Genomic DNA, 23,448 nt, shown 5'->3' with positions numbered 1-23,448 from the left:
GTCAAGGAGTGTGGTGCCGTCACGGCCGGCACCAACCGTCAACAGGGGTTACTACGCCCCAGAGCAGCGCGTCTGCTCCACCCGCATTATTAGCCGACCCGCGCGCGAATGTCTTCGGCAATTTGGCGCGATGGGCATTGAGCCGCTGAAATCTCTCACCTTTTCCGGCTGACTATCACCCGTCAGGGGGTGCCGCCAGCGCATAGGCGCAACTGCGGCACGCTACAGGCCGCCGATCCCTCGCCATCGTCCGCCACAGCCCGCTGTCGCTGCGACAGCCGCCTGTCTGACGAACCGGAGAGAGATTCCATGGCCATCCGCCCCAATGCGGACCTGCCGCCGCGCCTGCTGCGCACACAGGAAGCCGCGCGCTTCCTCGGCTTGTCCATCCGCACCCTTGAGAAGCATCGCACCTATGGCACCGGCCCGACCTACCGCAAGATCGGCGGTCGCGTCCTCTATGCCGTCCGCGATCTGGAAGCGTGGAGCGCCATCGGCACCCGCAAATCCACCCGCGATGAAAACGCCGGCACGGTCTTTCCCGCGCGTCCGCTGACGCCGCAAGAGCGGGACGAGCTGTAAATGCTGCGCGACGACGATCCCAGACCCGCGCAGCCGACCGAGGACAGCGAGCGCAACCGCCTGGACCCCTTCGTGGTGGCGACCGGCGACGCCGCCCCGCGCGACCAGCGCGATTTGATGGAGCGGCCGTTCTTCTCGTTGGCGAAGCGGCCCCGCACCACGCCGATCCTCTACCGCGCCGCCGATGTCGAGGTGCAGGTCTTCGCCATGCCCGAACATGGCATGGCGACGATCTGGGATGCCGATGTTCTGATCTGGGCCGCCTCGCAGATCGTCGCGGCCGAGAACAACGGCATTCCCACATCGCGCTTCTTCCGCTTCATGCCCTATCAGCTATTGCGCTCGATAGGACGGGCAACTGGCAATCGCGACTATCTGCTGCTCAAGGCCGCGCTCTCGCGCCTGCAATCCACCGTCATCGCCACCACCATCCGCAACGGCAAGCATTGGCGGCGGCGGCAATTCTCATGGATCAACGAGTGGGAGGAAATGACGACGCGCGCCGGCCGTGTCGAGGGCATGGAGTTCGTCCTGCCCGAATGGTTCTACAACAGCGTCATCGACCGCTCGCTGGTCCTGACCATCGACCCGGCCTATTTCCGGCTGACCGGCGGGATCGAGCGCTGGCTTTATCGCGTCGCCCGCAAGCACGCCGGACGCCAGCCCGACGGCTGGGCGTTCGAGGTCTCACACCTTCATCAGAAATCCGGCAGCGCGGCGCGGCCGTCCGACTTTGCGCTCGACCTGCGCCGGATCGCGGCACGTCAATCTCTGCCCGGCTACCTGCTCCAAAGTGAATGGGAAGACGGGCGCGAACTGCTGCGTTTTCAGCCCGAAAATCCATCCACAGTGCCTGTGGATAACCATGTGAATCCTATCGGGACATTAGGCGCACGCAGTATCGGGACATTAGGCGCAAATCGTGCGCCGGACTCTATAGAAGAATCTAACAAAGAATCTAACTCTTCTTCTTTGACGCGCGCGCACGCGATCCGTGGTGCCAGTGCCGGTTTCGCCCGACGAGGTGCGCCATGATCGTCGCGTTCCTCAATCAGAAGGGCGGTGTTGGCAAGACCACGCTGGCGCTGCATCTCGCCGGAGCCTGGGCGGCTGAAGGACGGCGCGTCATCCTGATCGACGCCGATCCACAAGGCTCCGCGCTCGACTGGTCACAGACGCGCAGCCACGAAGGGCTGCCAAAGCTGTTCAGCACCATCGGCCTGGCCCGCGACACCTTGCACCGGGAGGCCCCGGAGCTGGCCCGTGACGCCGATCACGTCGTCATCGACGGGCCGCCGCGTGTCGCCGCTCTGATGCGCTCGGCGCTGCTGGCCACCGATCTGGTGCTGATCCCGGTGCAACCATCCCCTTTCGATGGCTGGGCCTCGGCCGAGATGCTGGCGCTTCTCAGGGAAGCGCGCATCTACCGCCCAGAGCTTGCCGCCCGCTTCGTCCTCAACCGATGCGGCGCGCGCACCGTCATCGCCCGCGAGACGGCCGAGACGCTGGCCGACCACGATCCGCCCTTGCTTGGCCAAACCATCGGCCAGCGCGTCGTCTTCGCCGATGCCGCGCAGTCCGGCCGGCTCGCATCCGAGATCGACGCCGACAGTCGGGCCACGCGCGAGATCGCAGCGCTTGCCGCCGAGATCGACCGGCTGCGCGTCGGGAGGATCACAACATGACCGGACGCACCCGCAAGCCCGGCTTCGCGTCCCGTCCGGGCAATCCCGATAGCTGGATCAAGGCTGCCGACACGCCGTCCGCCAGCAAGGTTGCAGGCGAGGCGTTCACCGCTCGCCTGACGATCGACATCACGCCCGAGCTGCGCGGCCGCATCAAGGTCGCGGCCTTCCGGCGCGGCATCACCGTCGCCGACATGCTGCGCGACCTGCTCGCGCGTGAATTTCCCGCCTCCGAAGGAGATCCGACATGACCGGCAACGCGGCCCGCCGCTTGCACGGCCGTCCGTTGCCGGACGGTCCCGCGCCCTTCACCACATTGGTCGAACTGACCTTCGACAAGCGCAAGGTCGAGCGCTGGATACGCTTCGGCCGCAAGAGCTACGAACAGATCATCGACCGTCGCCGCAGCCTCGTCGGCTTCGCGCCGGAAAGCGTCTTCGCCTTCGTCCGCTGGGCGGCCGGCGAGCATGGCACGGTGATTTCGCGCATCGACATCGTGCGCGCCATCGGCCGCGGCGAGCCGTTCCAGACGCTACCCTTCGTGCGCCCTGGCGGCGACATCCTGCTCCGCCTCGATAGCTGGGCGAAAGTGCAGCGCGCGCTGGCCGCCATCGACGCAGTGGAAGCGCTCGGCCTCGATCCGGCCGACGCCGCGCCCGATCACTGGCGGCACGTCCACAACCGCCTGACCGCCGGTCTGGAGCCGCGCGACTACACGCCGGAACGACACGCCGCCTGGCTCCATCGCCGGAGGATCGAGCCATGACGCGGTTCGGCTACGTCATGGTGACCTATTTCGCGGCGATGGGCGTTGCCGTCGCGGCGTTCATCCCGACGCCCACGAAACTGATCTGGAACGCCACGGCCAGCGCGCCCATCGGCTTCTATACTATCGAACCGGCCGAGCGGATCGAGGTGCCCGAGCTGGTCGCCGTCATGCCGCCCGAACCGCTCGCCGACTTCATGGTCGAGCGCGGTTATGTCGGGCACGGCGTGCCGCTCCTGAAGCGCGTCCTTGGCCTGCCCGGACAGCGGGTTTGCCGTTCGCGATCCACGATCACCGTCGATGGCGTGGAGATGGGCGAAGCGCTGGAGCGTGACCGGATCGGCCGCGAACTGCCCGTCTGGCAGGGCTGCCGCGTCATCGGCGACGGCGAAATCTTCCTCATGAATTGGGAGGTCCGTAACAGCCTGGACGGCCGTTACTTCGGACCTATCCCCGCAAGTTCCGTCATCGGCCGGGCGCTCCCGCTCTGGACCGATGAGGAAGGCGACGGCCGCTACGAATGGCGCGCCCAGACCAGCGCAATGCCGCAATGACCGCTTTCCCATCAGCGGTAGCGGTGCCCGCCGATGGTCTTTTCAACCTCACCGCCAAGGAGACTGTCGTGCCACAGATCGGTCAATTCACCGCCGAAAATGAAACCTTCGTGGGCCGTGTTCATACGCTCACCCTTTACCGCGAACTGACCATTGTTCCCGCCGAACCATCGGATGCGGAGAACGCGCCCGCCTATCGCGTCCTTCACGGGGCCGAAGATGGCCCGGAGGTCGGTGCGGGCTGGAAGGAAGTCGGCGAAAAGGCCGGCGATTACATTTCGCTGGTGATCGACGATCCCGCCTTGCCGCAGCCGATCCGCGCCAACCTCTTTCAGAACAGCAACGATAAGACAGCCTGGTCGCTGCACTGGAGCCGCCCGAAGCCGCGCGGCGGGCGGGACTGAAAGCCATGCGCTATCGCGTCATCCCCGCGCTCAAAACCCTCATCCCGTTGTTCGCGGAAAAGCCGTCTCATCCCGTCGTCCCGCTCGGCCACCGGACGGCCGGCGCGCGCAGCGAAGGTCAGGGGCGGCCTCTGGCCGGCGCTCGCGCCTTGCCCTTGACCGCAGCGAGCACGCAGGCAGGCTGGAGGTCGAACGGAGGCAGGGAGATCGCGCGATATGCCGGTCTGCTGCTGGCTGGCGTGCTCGCGGTCGCAGCCTGTCCGGTCGCCGTGTCGGCACAGGCTACACCCGTCGCGCGCGCGAATTCGGCCGATCCCTATGCCGGCTTCATCACCGAAGCCGCGCAGCGTTTCGGCGTTCCCGAACACTGGATTCGCGCCGTGCTGCGCGCCGAGAGCGCGGGCGACGTGCGCGCAATCTCGTCAGCCGGAGCGATGGGATTGATGCAGGTCATGCCCGACACCTGGGCGAGCCTGCGCGCCCGTCATGGCCTCGGCCGCGATCCCTACGATCCACGCGACAACATCATGGCGGGCGCGGCTTATCTGCGCGAAATGTGGGACCGCTACGGCAATGTCGCCGCGATGCTCGCGGCATACAATGCCGGTCCCGGCCGCTACGACGAACATCGCACGACAGGCCGCGCCTTGCCCGCCGAGACGCGCGCCTATGTCGCCGCGCTTGCGCCGGTTCTGGGCGGCTCGGCCGGGAGTGAAACACCCGCGCCAGCGCAGCCACCGCCGCCCGATTGGCGCGCGGCTCCGCTGTTCGTCATACGCTCGACCGACATGCGGACTGCCGCCACGCCGTCATCCGAAGCGCAATCCGGCGATATCCGCGCGACCGTTCCGGTGCGCGATGCCGCCGATACGGAGCCGCCGTCCGGCAGCATTTTCGTGGCCCGCGCCGACGACGTGGGAGCGCCATGAGGACGGCGTTCGCGCGCTCGGCGCGATCCGGTCCGGTGTCCAGTCATGCGGGGTTTCGCCTGGCTGGATTATCGGCAGGAAGGGCGGAAAGGGCAATAAAGGCGGAGGGCAAGATAAAGGAACATGGCACCACGTCGCCCATGTTCTCGAAATTGTTGTTGTCTGCACACTGGTTAGGGGAGCCGCGAGCGGCACCCCGTTTTTGGACGGCGCGAGCCGTGACTAGGCGCAAAGCCTTGGCTTTGCTGGATTTCGACCGGCACCATGGCCGCCGAATGCCCGATTTTCCACGATTTTGGCCGGAGGCGCAGCCATGAGCGCCAACGACGAGAACCGCTTCCGGCCGAAGCCCGGCCGCATCCGCGCCGACACGCCCAAGCTCGGCAAGGCCAAGAGCTTTCTTACGCAAGCGAAGAAGCTGGCGCGGCAGCACAGCAACAGCCCGTCGCGGTCATCCGCGTCATCCTCGCCACGCTCCAGATCGTCAGCCACTACCAAGGGCGGCAAGGCATCTCGGTCGAGCACCGGGCCGGGCCTCAAGCGTGGGCGCGGCGCGGCCTTCGTTCGCGCGCGCACCTTGTCCGGCGGCTGGAAGCACAGCGCGCCGGGAATGCGCCGCGTCGTCGTGAAAACCCGCTACGTCCAGCAGGCCGGCAAGAACGGCAAGGCTGCCGCCCATCTGCGCTACATCCAGCGTGACGGAACCTCGCGTGATGGCGAGCGCGGCCAGCTCTATTCCGCCACCGACGATCGCGCCGACGGCGATGCCTTTGTCGAGCGTGGCAAGGACGATCGCCACCAGTTCAGGTTCATCGTTTCTCCAGAGGACGGCGCTGATCTCTCCAACCTCACCGAACACACCCGCGACCTGATGAAAAAGATCGAAGGCGATCTCGGCACCAAGCTCGATTGGGTGGCGGTCAATCACTACAATACCGGCCATCCCCATGTGCATGTCATCGTCCGGGGCAAGGATGATCTCGGCGAGAATCTGGTCATCAACGGCGACTATCTCGCTAATGGTATTCGCGAGCGGGCGAGCGAGTTGACCACGCTGGAGCTTGGTCCCGTCACCGAGATCGAGCAGACCCGCAAGCTCTCGGCCGAAGTCGATCAGGACCGCTTCACCCGCATTGACCGGGCGATGACCGAGGAGGCCGATGAACGCTTCATCGACCTGCGCCATGAACCCGACGATCCGCGTCGGCAGTTCGACCGGACGCTACGCCTGCGCCGCCTGGGTAAGCTGGAGCAGATGGGCCTCGCCACCGAACACGCGCCGGGCGTCTGGGAGTTGAGCGAGCGCATGGAGCCGACCTTGCGCGAGCTGGGCGAGCGTGGCGACGTCATCCGCAATGTGCACAAGGCGCTGAAGGCCGATGGGCTGGAGCGCGATCCCATGACCTTCCAGCTTTATGATGCCGCGCCCGAGACGCCCATCGTCGGCCGCGTCGTGGACAAGTATCTCACCGATGAGATGGGCGAGAACCTGACCGTGGTGGTGGATGGGATCGACGGGCGCACCCACCATGTTCCGGGCATCGACCCGGCCCGCATCGAGGACGCCCGCATCGGCAGCATCATCGAGATCGGCCCGCCTGACATCGTAAGCCGTCCGTCCGACCGCGCCATCGCCGCCTTCGCCGTGGACGGCATCTATCGGCCGAGCCGTCATTTGGAGCAGGCGAAGTTCGAGGGTCGCGTTCCGGGCGGTGACTATGAGGGCTTTGTCGATGCCCATGTGCGCCGGCTGGAGGCGCTGCGCCGCGCCGGGATCGCCGAGCGGATCGACCCCGATCAATGGCGCATCCCGGAGGATTTCGAGAGCCGCGCCACCGCCTACGATGCAGGTCGAAACCGGCAGGCCAGCGTCCGCGTCATCTCGGCCTTCGATCTGGAAAGCCAGATCGGTTCGGATGGCGCGACCTGGCTCGACCGGCGGCTGGTGACGCCTGACGCATCGGATCTTGCTCCGGCCGGTTTCGGGCAACAGGTCCGCGAGGCGATGGACCAGCGCCGCGAGCATCATATCGAACAGGGTGACGCCGGCCGCGCGCGGGATGGTCGCATCTTCTATCGGCGCAGCCTGCTTGCAACGCTGCGCGAGCGCGAAGTCGCCCGCGTCGGCGCGGAGATGGCCGAGAGCAAGGCGCTGCCGTTTCGCGCTGCTGCGGACGGCGAGAAGATCAGCGGCAAGTTCACCGGCACCGTGCAGCTATCGAGCGGCAAATTCGCCTTGGTGGAGAAGAGCCACGAGTTCACGCTCGTTCCTTGGCGGCCAGTCATCGACCGCCAGCTCGGCCGTGAAGTCGCGGGCACCGTTCAGGGCGGTTCGGTATCGTGGCAGTTGGGGCGACAGCGGGGATTGGAGCTATAGCACTCACCAATTTCGCCTCGATTTGCGCCGCGCGCGCAAGGCTACAATCAATCTCCGACCTAGCCTGCGTAGCTGCCCGCTTGAGCTCCTCGCAATTCTCATAGCACTTCAACATTGTTGAATTTTTAAGCGTAGTCCCCGATCTTACCCAAAAGCTGATTACATATCCGTTAGGCGTGTGCTATAGATGTTGATAATATTTAATGTGATACGCCGTCAAATACGAAAGGCGTTTCATAATAAGTATCGCCGTTAGTGGATCTTACAGGCGATTGATTAAATATTATTTATGTGAAAACGAGACGATATATTTGATGCCATCTGTATGATGGGTGGCAGTCGGTGAATCGTGTGCAATTATTGGAGTATAGTTTCTTGGGGAGGAGATGCCTATCCAACCAGAAGGAGCAATAAACATGCGTCGAATTGCGTTCATATTCGGGACCAGGCCTGAAGCTATCAAATGTGCGCCGGTTATAAACAGGCTGAAGAGCGATGGCAGATTTCAGCCCATAGTCGTATCTACCGGGCAGCATCGTGAGATGCTCGATACGACGCTGGACGAGTTCGGCATCACGCCAGACATCGACCTCAATGTTATGCAGCCTCGCCAGACGTTATCACAGGTTACGCATAGGATCATCGAAGCATTGTCTGCTCGGATCGATGACCTGTCAGCCGATGCCGTTGTCGTTCACGGCGATACCGCCAGTACGTTAGCTGGCGCCCTGGCCGCATTCCAGCATGGAATCCCGGTCATACATTTGGAAGCTGGCCTACGGAGCGGCAACATCAGATCGCCGTTTCCCGAGGAAGCAAACCGCCGCCTCGTTGCCCAGATCACCGATTTGCATCTAGCGCCGACGATCAGGAGTAGCGCCAACCTTATTCGTGAAGGGGCATGTGAGTGCCGGGTGAAGATCACTGGAAATACGGTGGTTGACGCCCTCCATTGGGCCGCAGCGAATGCACCCGTGTTTGAAGATCCGGCCCTTGCCGATTTGATGACCGATCAGCGCCGCGTCGTGGTTGCGTCAGCCCATAGGCGTGAGACATGGGGAACACCAATGCGCGCAATCGCGGCGGCACTCGTGGAGATCGCCGCCAATGACCGAGTCCGCATAGTTGTCCCGTTGCACAAGAACCTAGCGGTTCGAGATGTGATGGTCCCGGCGTTGACCGGCATTCCAAACATCACGCTAGTTGATCCGCTGCCATACCGCAGCTTTTGCCGCTTGATGCTCCGAGCGGATATCATCATTTCCGACAGCAGTGGCGCAGAGGAGGAAGGCCCGTCTCTCGGCAAGCCCACTCTTGTCTTGCGCGACGTGACGGAACGACCCGAGGCCGTTGAGGCCGGCACGGCGAAGCTGGTTGGACGCGACACCGCCCGCATTGTTGGGGAAGTCACTAACCTGCTTGAGAACCCAGAGGAATATGAGCGGATGGCTCAACGCGTCAGTGCCTATGGCGATGGAAACGCGACTGGGCGCGTCGTCGAAGCAATTAGCGAATTCCTCAATATCAAAGAAAGAGAAAATACCAGGGTCCGGCTGGCAAGCTGATCTGGCTCGATTGATGGAAAGGTTCAGGCGCGTGGACCAAATTTGGGCTTGCGCCAGGACCGGCCTCTTCGGAGCCAACGACACCGGGGCGTCTATGATGTAAGGGCAAGCCATATGAATATTACCAGCGCAGTCAACCGTCGTCCACTGACGTTTTCAAGCACTGCAATATCGGCTATTCTCGTCGAAAATGAAGCCGAATGGCAAATAAACGGCCGTAGTATAGTGATAAATCTCGGCAATGAAGATGTTATTATTATGGATGATAAGCCGCAATCTGTTCAATCACTCCGATCGACTATTTTGGCTGATGCAAAGGTTCAGAACATCCAGAAGATGATCGAAATTTCCGTCCGCGATAATATCACGATGGACGGCGTAGTCGATGATCTCGGCTGGATGCGTTACGCCGACTTGGTCACGACGCCCTCCCACGATCTGCTAAAGACACCGTTGTTCAGATCCAGTCAGGATAGCGTTGGATTATTTCATTGTAATGAGGCCCTGCTTGGCGTGACGAGCAAAATGAAGAGGGCGACTACGTCTTTCGAGGTGAAGGTCAACTTCTGGTTTGCACCGGCTGGTACAGATTGCTTAATTCACCGCGATCATTCCTTTGTCGAGACGCATCTACAGATTTATGGAATAGGCAGAATGCAAAAATTCAACAGCGAGTCCCCCGATAGCTTATACGAAGAAATAATTATGGCTCCCGGATTTACTCAGCCGTTCTTCAACTGCGCCAGAGACGAATCCGGCACGTTTATCTATCCGTGGCACCAATACTATGCCGAAACAGATTGCGCTTGGATGGCGATTGAGTTTCATCTTCCAGAAGCTATGGCCCACCCGCAGGCTTCAAGCCCTTTGCGCAATGTGCTATCATTGAATCCTGAACGATAATCAATCTTGCGTCGAGGGCCTGTTAGCGAGAGAGGCTATTGCGCGTGCGGAAAACAATCCAGTCCATAGAGCGCGCTGCGGCACTGCTGGAAATCATCGCACGCGAAGGTGGTAGCGCTCGATTGCAGTATATTGCAGAGAAGGCGTCAATTCGCAGCACAACAGCCCATAACATCCTGGCGACGCTGGAATCGCTCGGTTATGTGCGGCGTGGCATTGGTGATGTAAAGTATCATTTGGGCGATCGAGTCCTTAATCTCGCGCGTATCATCGGCGATGACAACAGCTTGCGAACAAGATTACGGCCGACGCTGGAAAACATAGCCAACAAGGTTTCTGAGACTGTCTACCTCGCGGTCCCCAGTGGCGACGAGGTGTACTACCTTGACGCCATCGAATCCCCTCAAGCGCTGAAGGTCGGAAGCCCGGTTGGGAAGCGAGAGCGATTGGAAGGATCAGCTATCGGCCTTGTGTTTCTCGCATTCATGCCAGGACTGCGCAACCGTGTGATGGCTACGAGAGCCGACGCGCTCGGACCCTGTATATGCGATGAGATCGAATCTGTCGTGAAGCGCGGTTATGGCCTCGACATCGACAGCCACCAACCAGGTCAAAGCTGTGTTGCCGTTCCGTTCTATGAAAATGGTCAAGTACGCGCAAGCTTCGGCTTGAGCGGCCCGTCGTCTCGTTTGAGTCGTGAGGTTCTCGCAGGCCTTGCCTGGACTATGATGCAGGAAGTCAGCCTTATCAAACGTGTTAAAGAGGGCTGGTGGAGAAATGACGCATCAATGAGAGCTTGAGCGTTCTGCATATTGCATTCGGATAAGTCAGAGCCCACCTCCTCAATTGGCCTTCAACATCGTTGAAAATACGGCGAAATAATCTTCGCTCAGCCAACATTTATTGACGATATCCTGAATATAGTTCACATCTTATGAGCGATTACATTATCCTATCAAAGTTCTTATGAACGTTTCTGGGATTATGGGACGCTATATTTCAACTGGCGAATAAGGAGTATGTATATGCGCAAGCTATACTATTCTCCCGGTACGATCGCTCTTGCTCCGCACATTCTGCTTTGTGAGCTTGGAGAGCCCTTCGAAGTCATCCGGGTTACCGTCGCAGAAAATGTACACAAGAACTACAAAACGCCCGAGTTTCTCAAGGTTACGGCGCGTGGGTTGGTTCCGGTTCTGTCGACTGATAGTTGCACTTTGACGGAGTCGGTCGCGATCGCTCTTCACTTGGCAGAAACCGCGCCCGAAAAGCAATGGCTTCCGCCTATAGGTTCTGACGAGCGCGCTCGAACGTACGAATGGCTCGCTTGGTTGGCAACAACAGTTCTTCGATCGATTGGCGGCGTGTACAGGCCGGAACATATCATCGATAGTGAAGAGCTATATCCACCGATACGTGCGTTCGCAGAACGGAGGTTGGAGACGTTTTTTGGGGAGATCGAACGCGCTATCTCCCCGGGAAGCGCTTACTTCAAGGGTAACGATCTTGGTGTCATAGACCCGTTCCTCCTCGTATTTTATCGGTGGGGGTTGGAGATCGGTATCGATATGAGCGATTTCCGGCGTTGGAAGCAATTGACCTCCACAATGCTGGAACGCCCAGCGGTCGTCGAAGCACTTGATGCCGAAGAGATCGAGATCAAAGGTTTCCCTTCGCCAGAAACTCACTTCAAAAATGACGAAAAACAAACGCGATCGATGGAGTAATACGATGGCCAACGACGTGAAAGAGCCGAGGATATCACCACCATTATTCGAAGCGGAAGTTGTGGCTGAACATTTGCGGTCAGCTTATTGGGTTGAGGCGCTCGACCTTGACCTCGATGGGCGAACCGACTTGGTGGGTTACGGTATGTCGCTGGCTGAGATCTATGCATATCGAAACCTTTGCGGTGATACCGGCGTAAGCTGGGATCGTAAACTCCTGATCGACGGAGTTAAAATGCCCGTGGGTATGGACAGTGCAGACATTTCTGGAAACGGCTACCCCGATTTGGTTGTCTGCTATGACCTTTATGGCGAAAGCGGCACATTCCGTGATCCCGCACCCGATGGCGGGAAGATCGACTGGCTTGAAAACCCTGGCGCCGCTGGAGTTGCCGGCGAGCGATGGCGGCGTCACTACGTGGGGCATCTGCCAGCGATGCATCGTCTCAGGATAGGTTATTTCACGCAGACAGAGCGACTTGAAATCGTTGGATTTCCGATCGTTTCCCCGCAGGATATGCATGGCGTTGTAAGCGTCGTCCTCTTCACGCAACCGGATAACGTGAAAGATGCAGAATGTTGGCCGATGACTATTGTTGACGATAGTTACTTTCGGTTCGTCCATGGTGTGGAGAAGAAGGCCAATCTCGTTGACGGTTCAAGGCTGGATTCGCTTCTGATAGCATCCGACGAAGGCGTGACTTGGTTGCACTATGATCAAACCGAACGCGAATGGGTAAAAACTCGGATTGGTGAGGGTGAATACAGCCAAATTACGCAAACAAAATTCAAAGGAAGTGGCGACGCCGACGTCGGACGTGTAGGCGAAAATCCGTTCGCATACGTCGCAGCGATAGAGCCGTTTCATGGGAATACTGTAGTCGTGTACGTCAAGTCGGACAAGGGTTCCGACGGAGGACCAGAATGGTCCAGGCATCTGCTCGACATTTACAGCGATCCTAATGTCGCTGGAGAAAGTCCAGGACATTGCGTCGTTTGTGCCGATTTTGATGGCGATGGTGACGACGAGTTTCTAGTGGGTCTGCGCGGACCCCAGCCATGGCAAGGCGTAATCTACTACAAACCCGTCGATTTGAAGAACGGCATATTCACAAAATGGCGGATCGGCACCGAGTCCGTCGCGCGAATTGCTCTCGGCGATTTTGGCGGTGATGGCGGACGCGACTTTGCCACTATCGGATATTCGATACAAAATTACTTCGAAGCCGAAAACCCTAAGCTCATTGTCTACCGCAATCGGACACTATCTACGGATCAATAAAACGGCCCAGACGAACAGCAGTCAATGTTTGCGGTGTGGCAGCGACAACGTGGAAGGACAGAGCATGAAAGTAGATCTGCAAGGAAAGGTGGCTTTGTTAAGCGGCTCAACCGCAGGGATCGGTTTCGCGGTGGCAGAAGGACTTCTTACGGCAGGTGCGGAAGTGATAATCAATGGTCGCTCGGCGAGCCGGCTACAAGCCGCCGTTGAAAAGCTGGCGGAGACAGGGAAGCTCGTGCGGGGAGTGATAGCGGATGCAGGTACGCCGGAAGGCTGCGACGCTCTGATTGCTGCGGTCCCTGATGTAGATATTTTGATCAACAACCTTGGGATCTTTGCCCCGCGCCCCGTCTTCGATATCACGGATGTTGAATGGGAGCGCTTCTTCGCCGTCAATGTCATGAGCGGTGTTCGGCTGAGCCGGCACCATATTCCAATGATGATGAATAGAGGTTGGGGGCGCGTGGTATTTGTCTCAAGTGAGTCCGCCCTGCAAATTCCGGTCGAGATGGTTCACTACGGGATGACGAAGCTTGCCCAACTGGCAGTGGCACGGGGATTCGCCGAGGCAACGGCCGGAAGCGGTGTCACAGTGAACAGCATTTTGCCAGGCCCAACTCGTAGTGAAGGCGTAGGGCAGTTCGTACGTGATCTCGTAGGGCATACTTCCGATGCTGGGAAGATCTTCATGGAAACCTATCGTCCTTCGTCGCTTCTGCGCAGGCTCGCAGAACCTCGGGAAGTAGCGAACCTTGCGGTCTATCTCTCGTCGCATCAGGCGGCAGCGACAACAGGTTCCGCATTGCGCGTCGATGGGGGACTCATCCGCAACGTTGTGTGAAAGCCATAAAAATGGGCAGCAAGAAATGCAGGCATACGAATTTTAGTTTGCTGACCAAGTACTCGTGACTTCCAATGGAGCCGAATTCCACGCTCGCCAATCTTCGCCAACGAGCGCAACCCTATGAAGCCGTGGTTAGATCATTTCTTAGTGACATTCGCTTGGAAGCCGTCGATACTCCTCCGTAGCGACGGCTTCCAGTGGCCACATTGTGACAACAAATAAGTTTCGCTCAGGTGAACCAGCCAGTTTCATCAGGATCGCGATATTCCATCAGCTCAATCAATACGCCCTCAGCTTCTATAAAGGCGACTTTGACAAACCCCACCCCAGATGGATCGAACGGAGGCTGTACCACTTTGTAGCCCCGCATCGCCTCTTCAAGATCGGTAGTCCGATAAGCCACGTGGGGTTTGGTTCTCACTGCTTCTGGAGCAGGACTATCAGCGTCATAAAACATGAACTCGATATTGAACGGATGTTCTCGTGGACTGGATATCCACACCTTGTTTTCTTCCACACGAACAGCGTTTGGCGGGCGCTCGCTCGTGACAAATGCAACATGGTCGAATGCTTCACGTGATGGGGTAAAGGGCATAAGGGTCTCCAGTTCTGAATTGTTAATAGAACGAAAGAACCTCATTATGCAGATCGAAGCTAAAAACGAAAACATGCAAACACGTTGAAAGTTTTGTTCTTTTCAACATCGCTGAAGAACTGCATTATAGCTCATCGAATGTCCTCGGTGACTGTGCCATTGCCTATCTGAAGAAATATATGGTCGTCGTAATCCAAGGGGAGATTCACCTCGTCAAGACATTTGTCCCCCGAGTTGATCGGAGAGGAAATCCACGAATGCGCGGATACGTCCAGCAAGATGTTCGTGGCCGACATAGACGGCGCTAACGGGTTCGATATCTCCCGGATTAAAGTCCTCAAGCACAGGAAGTAGCGCCCCCGCTTCGATGTCCGGTTCGATATGGTAGCGGGCCAAGCGGGCCAGCCCCATGCCGGCGAGTGCAAGCCTCCGGACGGTTTCGCCATTGTTGACCCGCATCCGCCCGCGAAGCGGGGCGTAGGTCATAGTATCGCCTTCACGTTGACGGAACGGCCATTCGTGCATCGAGCGCCGGAAGTTGAAGCCGATACACTGATGCTGGGCGATGTCGGCCGGCGTTCGCAGTGGCGGAGCGCTTTCCAGATAAGACGGAGCGGCAACGACGGCATAACGGCTTTCCAATAGCTTTCGGGCTTTAAGACCGGAATCTTGTAGCGGTCCGACGCGGATCGCCACATCGGTGCGGTTCTCGATCAGATCGACCATGCCGTCATCGAGCGAAAGGTCGATTTCGATCTTCGGGAAGCGGGCGAGGAAAGCGGGCAGCAGTGGTGTTATTGCGCAGTGCGCAATCGGCACCGAGGCGTTGACCCTAAGCAGGCCGTGCGGGGTGGAGCACGATCCCGAGGTGATGCTGCGCTCCGTATCGTCAATCTCGGCCAGCACATTGCGGGCACGCCGCAGATAGATCTCGCCTTCCTGGGTCAAACTGAGCGAGCGGGTTGAACGGATCAGCAGGTTTGTCCCAAGTCGGGTTTCGATGCGCCCAACAACCTTGCTGACAGCCGAGGGCGACAGGCCAAGCGCTCGACTTGCCCCGGCAAAGCTGCCGCGATCCACGGCCTCGACGAACACCTCCATCTCTCCAGCGCGGTTATTCATATCCGTTCATCCTTACTCACGAATTGATTTCACGAGTGACGTTCCATAATAGCGGATTATCTAGTGAATGGCGAGCAGTTACGGTGCGAGAATGGATACCCACTCCCGCTCCGCAACCGCACTCGATCTGATTAATCGTCCCGGCCAGCTGACGCTGGGCATCGAACTGCCGCTCGATAACGATTGGTCGCCGGAAGGCGAAGCGCGCCGTGTCGCGGACGGACGCCCACACGGCGTGCCTGATCTGTCCCGTTACCCGGAGTTGGTCCGGCAGATCGACGCCTCAGGATTTGCGGCAGTCTGGATGCGCGACGTTCCGCTGTTCGATCCGCGAAACTTCGGCGACGCGGGTTCCATCTACGATCCCTTCGTCAATCTCGGCTTCCTCGCCGGGATCACGAAGCATGTCGCGCTCGGCACGGCGGGCATCGTCCTGCCGCTCCGCCATCCCATGATGGTGGCGAAGGCGGCCGCGTCGGTCGATCGCCTGTCTTGTGGCAGGCTGATCCTCGGCCTCGCCTCAGGCGACCGTCCGGTGGAGTATCCGCTGCTCGGTCTCGACTTCGAGGGGCGTGGCGAGACCTTTCGCCAGAGCCTCGCCTATATGCGCGACGTCTGGAAGGACGGCGGCTTGCCTCTTGGCGACGGACGCAAAGCCGCCGAACTCGACCTGCTGCCTAAGCCCAGCCACCAAACCATTCCGACGATCATTGCCGGCAACGGCCAGCAATCCCACGAGTGGATCGCGTCCAATATGGATGGACGTTTTGTCTATCCGGGTGGCGTGGATCGAACAGCAGAGCAGGCCGCAGATTTCCGGCGGCTTCGGCACGCGGCTGACCTCGATCGCGGCGTCTTCATCAGCGCCTTTCATCTGGACCTCGCTGACGATCCCGACGAGTTGCCGACGCCCCGCCGGTTCGGCGCTCGGATCGGCCGCAAACCCTTCCTCGACCACCTTAATGAGCTTCATGGCGCGGGTGTCGATCATCTGGCCGTGTTGCTGCGGCCCTCCCGTCGGCCGCTGCCGGAAGTGATCGACGAGCTTGCCCGAGAGGTTCTTCCCGACCTCGCCCACGGCGCGCTCCCGGCACCGTCACTCGAAAACACGGCACCGGAGCGCGACGCGGCCGGCGTGAAAGGAACCTGACTTGAGTACGAACAGACTACCCGCCCTGTTGGCGATGATGGTCGGTGGATTCGCCATCGGCACCACCGAATATGCGAGCGTCGGCGTCCTGCCGCAGATCGCCGATGATTTCGGGATCAATCTGGCGCGGGCCGGGCTGGTGGTTAGCGGCTATGCGCTCGGCGTCAGCTTCGGGTCGCCGATCCTCGCGGCCCTAACAGGAAACCTGTCACGAAAGACACTCATGCTGGCGGTGATGGCGCTGTTCGTCGTCGCCAATGCGGCAGCGGCCCTAAGCACAAGCTATGAACTGCTCATCGTCGCGCGAGTCCTCTCGGCCCTGCCTCACGGCATCTTCTTCGGCGTTGGGGCTGCGATTGCCGCGAGCTTCGTTTCGGAGGACCGTAGGGCTTCTGCGGTCGCGATCGTGTTCGGCGGCCTAACAATCGCGGTCGCGGCCGGCGTGCCGATTGCGACCGTCATCGGCCAAAGGCTCGGCTGGCCCATGTCCTATTGGTTCGTCGCGGCCATCGGCCTCGTGTCGCTGGTCGCAATGGCCGTGACCTTGCCTCGCAAGATTGATATCGCGCCGGCCGGGAGCCTCATCGAACAGGTCAAGGTGCTCGGCAGCGGGCGCCTGCTGATTGCGTTCGGCATGAATTTCTGCGCATGGGGCGGCACCTTCGTCGCCTTCGCCTATCTCCCCAGCATTCTCGCGGAAATCACCGGCTTTGGACCGAATGGCGTGGCTTGGATGCTGGCGCTTTACGGCGTGTCTGTGGTTATTGGAAACTTCTTGGGCGGACGCGTCTCCGACAAGGCTTTGGTCCCGACGCTCACACTTATGCTGGGAACGCAAGCGGCGGTTCTCCTCATCTTCACCTTCACAGCACCATCCATGATCGGTTCAATACTAACTCTCGGCGTGCTCGGAGCATTGATGTTCTGCAATGTGCCTGGGCTTGCGTTGTATGTCGTTCAACTTGCCATGCGCCATCGGCCTGGAAACGTAGACATCGCTTCCACCATTAATGTGTCAGCGGCGAATGCCGGTATCGCGGTCGGCGCGATCATCGGTGGACTGGTGGCGGAATCTCATCTTGGGCTTGGAGCGACGCCGTGGGTCGGCTCAATCATGATCGGTATCGGCACGTTGCTAACCTTGTGGAGCGGTTACTTGGACAGGCACGAAGTGTCACAAAAGCCGAATCAATCGGCATCCGCAACAAGTGAGGTTTGAATTAGTGTGTTGCAGCCCTGTTTGCCAAACCTTCGAGAGACAACGTAGAAAATACTTCTCTGCTTACTCCGCTCCTCTGGTATTTGCATCAATTGCACTTGGCAACGTCGGAAGGATGCGCGGGCGTGCCGCGCGGCGACAGATAGTCGGGCGAAGCACACAACAGGCGACTGGCAGAAGCCAGTTCGCGAGCAATCAGGCGGCTGTCGGAGAGATCACCGCACGGTGCTACGACGATCGCGGGCGCAACGCTGGATGAGACAATCATGACGCTAGCGATTGTCGCTTACACGCATGCGTTTCGCGCAAGTATTTTCGTGCTCGCCATTCTCCCTATCCTGACGGCCCCCATCTGCTTGCTCACCTTTCGCGACAAGCCATCGGCTGTGTCGGCGATCGACGTTTAGGCGGCACGTGTATGCGGCGGCGAAAGCGGAGTGAATATGTCGGTGAGGCGATCACCTTGTCTGCTTTACGGGGTGGTCGTTTCCCTATGGCCGTCCTCGTTCAGACGCTCGCTGTCGCTGAATATCTCAGCTTTCATCGCGCCGCCCTGGCGCTCGGCGTCAGCCAGTCCAGCGTCAGCGCTCGGATAAAGGCGCTGGAGGAAGACCTTGGCATCATTCTCTTCGACCGCAACACGCGCGGCGTCCGCCTGACTGAAGCCGGACGCCGCTTCGTCGATCAGGTCGGTGAGGCCATGGGCATCCTCGACCGCGCCATCAAGATCGCCGGAATGCAAGCGCGCGGCGAGGCCGGAGAACTTCGCGTCGGCGTGCATGCGCTCACCCCTGGCTGCTTTCTCGACCGGCTATTCGAGCGGTTCCACACCGACCATCCCGGTATCCGGCTGCAAGTTGCCGAGGGAACTGCGAGAGACGCCCAATTCATGATCCGCGAAGGCAGGCTCGATATCGCCTTCATGGCATGCACCCATCAGAGCCCCGATCTAAATTCCCGCGTGATCTGGCGCGACCGTCTTATGGTTGCGCTGCCGGTCAAGCATCCTCTTGCGGCACAATCGGATGTGGAATGGCGTCACCTTGCGGACGAAACTTTTCTCGTCCGCCATAGCGGCACTGGCCCGCAGGTTCACGATCTGATCGTGGCGCGGGCGGCCGGCAAATGGCTGACGCCAACAATCCTGCGTTTTGATGTTGAGCGGAGCACCCTGCTGTCCATGGTAGCGATCGGACACGGAATCTCGCTTTTCGTCGAGGAAGGCGCAGCCGACAGCACGGCGAACGTCGCTTTCCGGCCGATCCGGGACGAGCCTGAAAACATCCCATTTTCGGCTGTCTGGTCGCCGTCCAATCGCGCGCCCGCACTTCTCAAGTTACTCGCGCTCGCGACGAACATGCGCTGATCTTTCCGCTGACCGAATCGCAACCAATCCACCAGCACAGTGCCGAAATAGTGCCGCGACAACCCGTCCTATTTGCCGCCGATAGTATCCTGTAGCCCTCCGGCAATGCCTTTGCTGTTGCAGACCCGATGATTGCCTATTCTCTGATCGGCTCCGTCTCTCTTGCCGATTGGAGCCTGTATGCGTGGAGGCCGAATACTATGGGGCCAGATCATAGTCGTCTTCATCATTGTTCTGGTGATGACATGGGCCGCGACGCAATGGGTGGCGTTCCGGCTCGGCTTTCAGCCCCAACTCGGAAGCCCGTGGTTCGATCTGGCCGGTTGGCCATTCTACCATCCACCCGCCTTCTTCTGGTGGTGGTTTTCCTTCGACGCCTATGCACCCGCGATTTTCATGGAGGGGGCGGCCATCGCCACGTCGGGCGGCATCCTCGCCATCGCCGCCGCCATCCTCATGTCGATCATCCGGGCACGCGAGGCCCGTAACGTCGCCACCTATGGTTCGGCGCGATGGGCAGAGGACAAGGAAATCCGCAGCGCCGGGCTACTCGGCCCCGATGGCGTCCTGCTCGGCCGATACGATCGCGACTATCTGCGCCATGACGGGCCGGAGCATGTCCTGTGCTTCGCTCCTACAAGGTCGGGCAAGGGCGTCGGCCTTGTGGTGCCGACGCTGCTCACCTGGCCGGGAAGCTGCATCGTCCACGACATCAAGGGAGAAAACTGGACGCTGACAGCGGGCTTTCGTTCCCGGCACGGTCGCGTGCTGCTGTTCGATCCGACCAACGCCAGATCGTCTGCCTACAACCCGTTGCTGGAAGTGCGGCAGGGCGAATGGGAAGTCCGCGACGTGCAGAACATCGCGGACATATTGGTCGATCCAGAAGGCAGTCTCGATAAGCGCAATCATTGGGAAAAGACCAGCCACAGCCTGCTGGTCGGCGCAATCCTTCACGTCCTCTATGCCGAGAAGGACAAAACCCTGTCCGGCGTCGCCAACTTCCTGTCCGATCCCCGCCGTCCGGTCGAGGCCACCTTGCGCGCGATGATGGACACGCCGCATCTGGGCGAAGCCGGCGTTCATCCCGTCATCGCGTCGTCGGCGCGCGAGCTGCTGAACAAAAGCGAGAACGAGCGGTCGGGCGTGCTGTCCACCGCCATGTCGTTTCTCGGCCTCTATCGCGATCCGGTCGTGGCGCGCGTCACAGACCGTTGCGACTGGCGCATTGCCGATCTGGTCGGCAGGCGGGAGCCGGTCACGCTCTACCTTGTCGTCCCGCCATCCGACATCAACCGGACGAAACCGCTGATCCGGCTCATCCTCAACCAGATCGGTCGCAGGCTGACCGAGGAACTGGCCCTATCCGGCAAGCGGCATCGCTTGCTCATGATGCTGGATGAATTTCCCGCATTGGGAAGGCTCGATTTCTTTGAATCGGCGCTCGCCTTCATGGCGGGCTACGGCCTCAAATCCTTCCTCATCGCCCAATCGCTCAACCAGATCGAGCGCGCCTACGGGCCGAACAACAGTATTCTCGACAATTGCCATGTGCGCGTCGCCTTCGCCACCAACGACGAGCGCACCGCCAAGCGCGTGTCGGACTCGCTTGGCACCGCAACCGAGATGCGCGATTCCACCAACTATGCCGGCCATCGCCTCGCGCCCTGGCTTGGGCATCTGATGGTGTCGCGGCAGGAGACCGCAAGGCCGCTACTGACGCCCGGCGAGATCATGCAGCTTCCGCCCGCCGACGAAATCGTCATGGTCGCCGGCACTCCGCCGATCCGGGCGAAGAAGGCGCGCTATTTCGAGGATGCGCGATTGCAGGAGCGCATCCTGCCGCCGCCCGAGCTGCCATCCGTTCCAGCAACGAAGCCGGCAACCGACGACTGGACGAGCCGCGTCATCGTCGCGGCGGACAGGCCAGCGACGACCGCTGCCGGTGGCGCGGAGGGCGATCCCGACAACGCCGGCATCCGCCGCGAGCCGGAATTGCCCGAGCATGAGGAAATCGTCCCGCCGCCGACACCGCCAGCCCAGGAGTTCGACATTCTGGACGACGAGCCGGACGTGGATGCCGCCAAGGCCCGCGCGCTGCGCTCGCGCATGCGGATGATCGCCCGGCAGGCGTCCCTCGACCCCGGCGATGGCATCGAGCTTTGAGGGGGAGCCAATGACAACCCGCACCCGCATGAATGTCTATTTCGACCCGGAACTGCTCAAACAGGTCGAAGCGCTGTCGCTGCGCCGACAGGTCTCGAAGTCCGCCATCATCGAGGCGGCCGTCGCATCCTTCCTGTCGGGCGACACGTCGGATCGACTGGAAGCGGCCATGTCGCGCCGCCTCGACAAGATCGGCCGGCAGATCGGCACGCTGGACGAAGACCTCGCCGTGCTCGGCGAGACGCTTTCGCTGTTCGTCCATTTCTGGCTGACGATGACCCCGCCGTTGCCGGACAGCGCCAAACAGTCCGCACGCATCAAGGGCAACGAACGGTTTGAGGGTTTCATGCAGAATCTCGGTCGCAGGCTGGCGACCGGAGATAGGTTCCTGAAAGAGCTATCGCGCGACATGGATTCGCTTCATGACAGTCCGCCGCAAGATCAGACCAAGACCGATGGTGACGCTGCTTAGATTTTTCAACCCATCCTATTTGCCGCCGATAGCCGCCGATCACCGCATCCTCTTAGATACTTGTTGAATCGGCCTGATTTCAGGCTCTTTTAATCGACCCCGTTGCGGGGTCCGTCTGTCACGCCCCGCGAGAACAAGGGGCCGACATGACGACACATCACCAGAAACCGGAGGCGATTGCACGCGGCGCGCGCATGTTGCGCACGGCGCTCGGCGCATCCATCGCCCGGTTTCTCGAGGACCCGGCCGTCATCGAGGTGATGCTGAACCCGGACGGTCGCATCTGGATCGACCGGCTGTCCGAAGGGCTGGCCGATACGGGCGAGATGCTGTCCGCCGCCGATGGCGAACGCATCGTGCGGCTGGTTGCACACCATGTCGGCGCGGAAGTTCACGCCCGCGCACCCCGCGTCTCGGCAGAGCTTCCCGAGACCGGCGAGCGGTTCGAAGGGCTTTTGCCGCCCGTCGTCGCAGCACCCGCCTTCGCGATCAGGAAACCCGCGGTCGCTATCTTCACGCTCAATGACTATGTAGCCGCCGGCATCATGTCCGCCGAGCAAGCCGCGACGCTTCGCGAAGCCGTCGCCTCCCGCGCCAACATTCTCGTCGCGGGTGGAACGTCCACCGGCAAGACGACGCTGACCAACGCGCTGCTCGCCGAGGTGGCCAAGACGGACGATCGCGTCGTCATCATTGAAGATACCCGCGAGTTGCAGTGCGCTGCGCCGAACCTTGTCGCCATGCGGACCAAGGACGGCGTCGCCACGCTTTCCGATCTCGTTCGCTCCTCGCTGCGCCTGCGCCCCGACCGCATCCCCATCGGCGAGGTTCGCGGCTCCGAAGCCCTGGACCTGCTCAAAGCCTGGGGAACGGGACATCCCGGCGGCATCGGCACCATCCATGCCGGAACAGGCATCGGTGCGCTGCGTCGCCTCGAACAGCTCATCCAGGAAGCCGTCGTCACCGTCCCGCGCGCCCTGATCGCCGAGACCATCGACCTTGTTGCCGTCCTGTCCGGGCGCGGTTCCGCGCGCCGGCTGGCCGAACTCGCCCGCGTCGATGGGCTGGGGCCGGACAGCGACTACGCCATCACCCCCGCAACCCCCACCAGCACAGGAGACCCCTCATGATCCCAACCTTTTCCCGCGCCTGCCGCTTCATGGCGACATCGGCGGCAGCCGTTTCCATCAGCCTGATGCTGGCGCCCGCCGCACACGCATCCGGTTCGTCGATGCCGTGGGAAGCGCCCCTGCAATCCATCCTTCAGTCGATCGAGGGGCCGGTCGCCAAGATCATCGCCGTGATCGTCATCATCGCCACCGGCCTCGCGCTCGCGTTCGGCGACACGTCGGGCGGCTTCCGCCGCCTCATCCAGATCGTGTTCGGCCTCAGCATCGCTTTTGCGGCCAGTTCCTTCTTTCTCAGCTTCTTCAGCTTTGGCGGCGGGGCGCTCGTCTGATGGCGGGCGGCCTCGAACAACTGGACGCGGTGCCGGGATTTTCCGTTCCGGTCCACAGGGCGCTGACCGAGCATATCCTGCTCGGCGGCGCTCCGCGCGCCATCGCCATCATGAACGGGACGCTGGCCGGGGCCGTGGGCCTCGGCCTACGCCTCTGGCTAGTCGGCCTCGCCATCTGGGCGATAGGCCATTTCGCGGCCGTCTGGGCGGCCAAGCGCGATCCGCTCTTTGTCGAGGTGGGGCGCAGGCATCTGCGCATCCCGGCTTTTCTAGCGGTGTGA

General features: G+C 60.6%; 25 protein-coding genes. 23 read left to right on the top strand and 2 right to left on the bottom strand.

Features of this window, described 5'->3' with window-relative positions:
• Nucleotides 1-309: 309 nt before the first annotated feature.
• The 15 genes from ROTAS13_RS00245 to ROTAS13_RS00180 all read left to right on the top strand — a co-directional run bounded on the left by ROTAS13_RS00245 (nucleotide 310) and on the right by ROTAS13_RS00180 (nucleotide 13,615).
• Nucleotides 310-582 carry an AlpA family transcriptional regulator gene (locus ROTAS13_RS00245; protein WP_171058686.1) on the top strand — a complete coding sequence of 91 codons (273 nt, stop codon included), beginning with the start codon at nucleotides 310-312 and terminating at the stop codon, nucleotides 580-582.
• Nucleotides 583-1,617, top strand: coding sequence for a replication initiator protein A (locus ROTAS13_RS00240; protein ID WP_075821207.1), 1,035 nt, complete (start codon nucleotides 583-585; stop codon nucleotides 1,615-1,617).
• Nucleotides 1,614-2,267 (top strand): ParA family partition ATPase, encoded by a 654-nt coding sequence (gene parA, locus ROTAS13_RS00235; RefSeq protein WP_075821206.1) that lies wholly within the window; start codon nucleotides 1,614-1,616, stop codon nucleotides 2,265-2,267. Before ROTAS13_RS00240 ends, parA begins: the two co-directional genes overlap by 4 nt.
• A complete protein-coding gene (locus tag ROTAS13_RS00230) occupies nucleotides 2,264-2,518 on the top strand; it encodes a hypothetical protein (RefSeq protein ID WP_075821205.1) in 255 nt (84 codons plus the stop codon). Before parA ends, ROTAS13_RS00230 begins: the two co-directional genes overlap by 4 nt.
• Entirely contained in the window at nucleotides 2,515-3,033 is a 519-nt protein-coding gene (locus ROTAS13_RS00225) for a DUF2840 domain-containing protein (protein ID WP_030540742.1), read from the top strand. Before ROTAS13_RS00230 ends, ROTAS13_RS00225 begins: the two co-directional genes overlap by 4 nt.
• A complete protein-coding gene (locus ROTAS13_RS00220) occupies nucleotides 3,030-3,587 on the top strand; it encodes a S26 family signal peptidase (RefSeq protein WP_075821204.1) in 558 nt (185 codons plus the stop codon). The genes ROTAS13_RS00225 and ROTAS13_RS00220 overlap by 4 nt, the downstream gene beginning before the upstream one ends.
• 68 nt (nucleotides 3,588-3,655) lie before the next feature.
• Nucleotides 3,656-3,991, top strand: coding sequence for a DUF736 domain-containing protein (locus tag ROTAS13_RS00215; RefSeq protein ID WP_035747012.1), 336 nt, complete (start codon nucleotides 3,656-3,658; stop codon nucleotides 3,989-3,991).
• Nucleotides 3,992-3,996: 5 nt separating this feature from the next.
• Nucleotides 3,997-4,920, top strand: a complete 924-nt coding sequence (locus tag ROTAS13_RS00210) for a lytic transglycosylase domain-containing protein (protein WP_075821203.1) — start codon at nucleotides 3,997-3,999, stop codon at nucleotides 4,918-4,920.
• A gap of 313 nt (nucleotides 4,921-5,233) precedes the next feature.
• The gene (locus ROTAS13_RS28540; RefSeq protein WP_075821202.1) at nucleotides 5,234-7,297 is read left to right on the top strand and encodes a relaxase/mobilization nuclease domain-containing protein; all 2,064 of its coding nucleotides are present in this window, start codon (nucleotides 5,234-5,236) and stop codon (nucleotides 7,295-7,297) included.
• Between the two features lie 386 nt (nucleotides 7,298-7,683).
• Nucleotides 7,684-8,862 carry a non-hydrolyzing UDP-N-acetylglucosamine 2-epimerase gene (wecB, locus tag ROTAS13_RS00200; RefSeq protein WP_371329167.1) on the top strand — a complete coding sequence of 393 codons (1,179 nt, stop codon included), beginning with the start codon at nucleotides 7,684-7,686 and terminating at the stop codon, nucleotides 8,860-8,862.
• Nucleotides 8,863-8,976: 114 nt separating this feature from the next.
• Entirely contained in the window at nucleotides 8,977-9,765 is a 789-nt protein-coding gene (locus ROTAS13_RS25940; RefSeq protein WP_139323229.1) for a hypothetical protein, read from the top strand.
• Between the two features lie 44 nt (nucleotides 9,766-9,809).
• Nucleotides 9,810-10,565: an IclR family transcriptional regulator gene (locus ROTAS13_RS00195; RefSeq protein WP_252571016.1), complete on the top strand. Its 756-nt coding sequence runs from the start codon at nucleotides 9,810-9,812 to the stop codon at nucleotides 10,563-10,565.
• A gap of 225 nt (nucleotides 10,566-10,790) precedes the next feature.
• Complete coding sequence (locus ROTAS13_RS00190) at nucleotides 10,791-11,492, top strand: glutathione S-transferase family protein (protein ID WP_075821199.1); 702 nt, start codon at nucleotides 10,791-10,793, stop codon at nucleotides 11,490-11,492.
• Nucleotides 11,493-11,496: 4 nt separating this feature from the next.
• Nucleotides 11,497-12,774 carry a VCBS repeat-containing protein gene (locus ROTAS13_RS00185; RefSeq protein ID WP_075821198.1) on the top strand — a complete coding sequence of 426 codons (1,278 nt, stop codon included), beginning with the start codon at nucleotides 11,497-11,499 and terminating at the stop codon, nucleotides 12,772-12,774.
• 64 nt (nucleotides 12,775-12,838) lie between these two features.
• Entirely contained in the window at nucleotides 12,839-13,615 is a 777-nt protein-coding gene (locus ROTAS13_RS00180; RefSeq protein WP_075821197.1) for an SDR family NAD(P)-dependent oxidoreductase, read from the top strand.
• A 232-nt stretch (nucleotides 13,616-13,847) separates the two neighbouring features.
• Here the strand turns inward: ROTAS13_RS00180 and ROTAS13_RS25935 are convergent, their stop codons facing one another.
• Together ROTAS13_RS25935 and ROTAS13_RS00170 are read right to left on the bottom strand one after the other, a co-directional pair.
• Complete coding sequence (locus tag ROTAS13_RS25935; protein WP_075821196.1) at nucleotides 13,848-14,213, bottom strand: hypothetical protein; 366 nt, start codon at nucleotides 14,211-14,213, stop codon at nucleotides 13,848-13,850.
• Between the two features lie 213 nt (nucleotides 14,214-14,426).
• The gene (locus tag ROTAS13_RS00170) at nucleotides 14,427-15,335 is read right to left on the bottom strand and encodes a LysR family transcriptional regulator (protein ID WP_075821195.1); all 909 of its coding nucleotides are present in this window, start codon (nucleotides 15,333-15,335) and stop codon (nucleotides 14,427-14,429) included.
• Nucleotides 15,336-15,402: 67 nt separating this feature from the next.
• On the opposite strand from ROTAS13_RS00170, the gene ROTAS13_RS00165 reads away from it, so the two are divergent.
• From ROTAS13_RS00165 to ROTAS13_RS00130, 8 genes are all read left to right on the top strand, one after another.
• A complete protein-coding gene (locus tag ROTAS13_RS00165; protein ID WP_252571020.1) occupies nucleotides 15,403-16,485 on the top strand; it encodes an LLM class oxidoreductase in 1,083 nt (360 codons plus the stop codon).
• 1 nt (nucleotide 16,486) lies between these two features.
• Nucleotides 16,487-17,704 carry an MFS transporter gene (locus ROTAS13_RS00160; protein ID WP_253187608.1) on the top strand — a complete coding sequence of 406 codons (1,218 nt, stop codon included), beginning with the start codon at nucleotides 16,487-16,489 and terminating at the stop codon, nucleotides 17,702-17,704.
• A gap of 493 nt (nucleotides 17,705-18,197) precedes the next feature.
• Nucleotides 18,198-19,070, top strand: a complete 873-nt coding sequence (locus ROTAS13_RS00155) for a LysR family transcriptional regulator (protein WP_075821193.1) — start codon at nucleotides 18,198-18,200, stop codon at nucleotides 19,068-19,070.
• A 180-nt stretch (nucleotides 19,071-19,250) separates the two neighbouring features.
• Nucleotides 19,251-21,236 (top strand): conjugal transfer protein TraG, encoded by a 1,986-nt coding sequence (locus tag ROTAS13_RS00150; RefSeq protein WP_075821192.1) that lies wholly within the window; start codon nucleotides 19,251-19,253, stop codon nucleotides 21,234-21,236.
• Between the two features lie 10 nt (nucleotides 21,237-21,246).
• Entirely contained in the window at nucleotides 21,247-21,708 is a 462-nt protein-coding gene (locus ROTAS13_RS00145; protein ID WP_083755329.1) for a CopG family transcriptional regulator, read from the top strand.
• Nucleotides 21,709-21,854: 146 nt separating this feature from the next.
• Nucleotides 21,855-22,838 (top strand): P-type conjugative transfer ATPase TrbB, encoded by a 984-nt coding sequence (gene trbB / locus ROTAS13_RS00140; RefSeq protein ID WP_075821190.1) that lies wholly within the window; start codon nucleotides 21,855-21,857, stop codon nucleotides 22,836-22,838.
• On the top strand, nucleotides 22,835-23,167 hold the full coding sequence (locus ROTAS13_RS00135) for a TrbC/VirB2 family protein (protein WP_075821189.1): 333 nt from the start codon (nucleotides 22,835-22,837) through the stop codon (nucleotides 23,165-23,167). Before trbB ends, ROTAS13_RS00135 begins: the two co-directional genes overlap by 4 nt.
• Complete coding sequence (locus tag ROTAS13_RS00130) at nucleotides 23,167-23,448, top strand: VirB3 family type IV secretion system protein (RefSeq protein ID WP_075821188.1); 282 nt, start codon at nucleotides 23,167-23,169, stop codon at nucleotides 23,446-23,448. The genes ROTAS13_RS00135 and ROTAS13_RS00130 overlap by 1 nt, the downstream gene beginning before the upstream one ends.

Source organism: Roseomonas sp. TAS13, assembly GCF_001950415.1.
Classification (GTDB): Bacteria; Pseudomonadota; Alphaproteobacteria; order Acetobacterales; family Acetobacteraceae; genus Roseomonas; species Roseomonas mucosa.
Note: the sequence above shows the minus strand (reverse complement) of the source record. Positions and strands in the feature narration are given on the sequence as shown.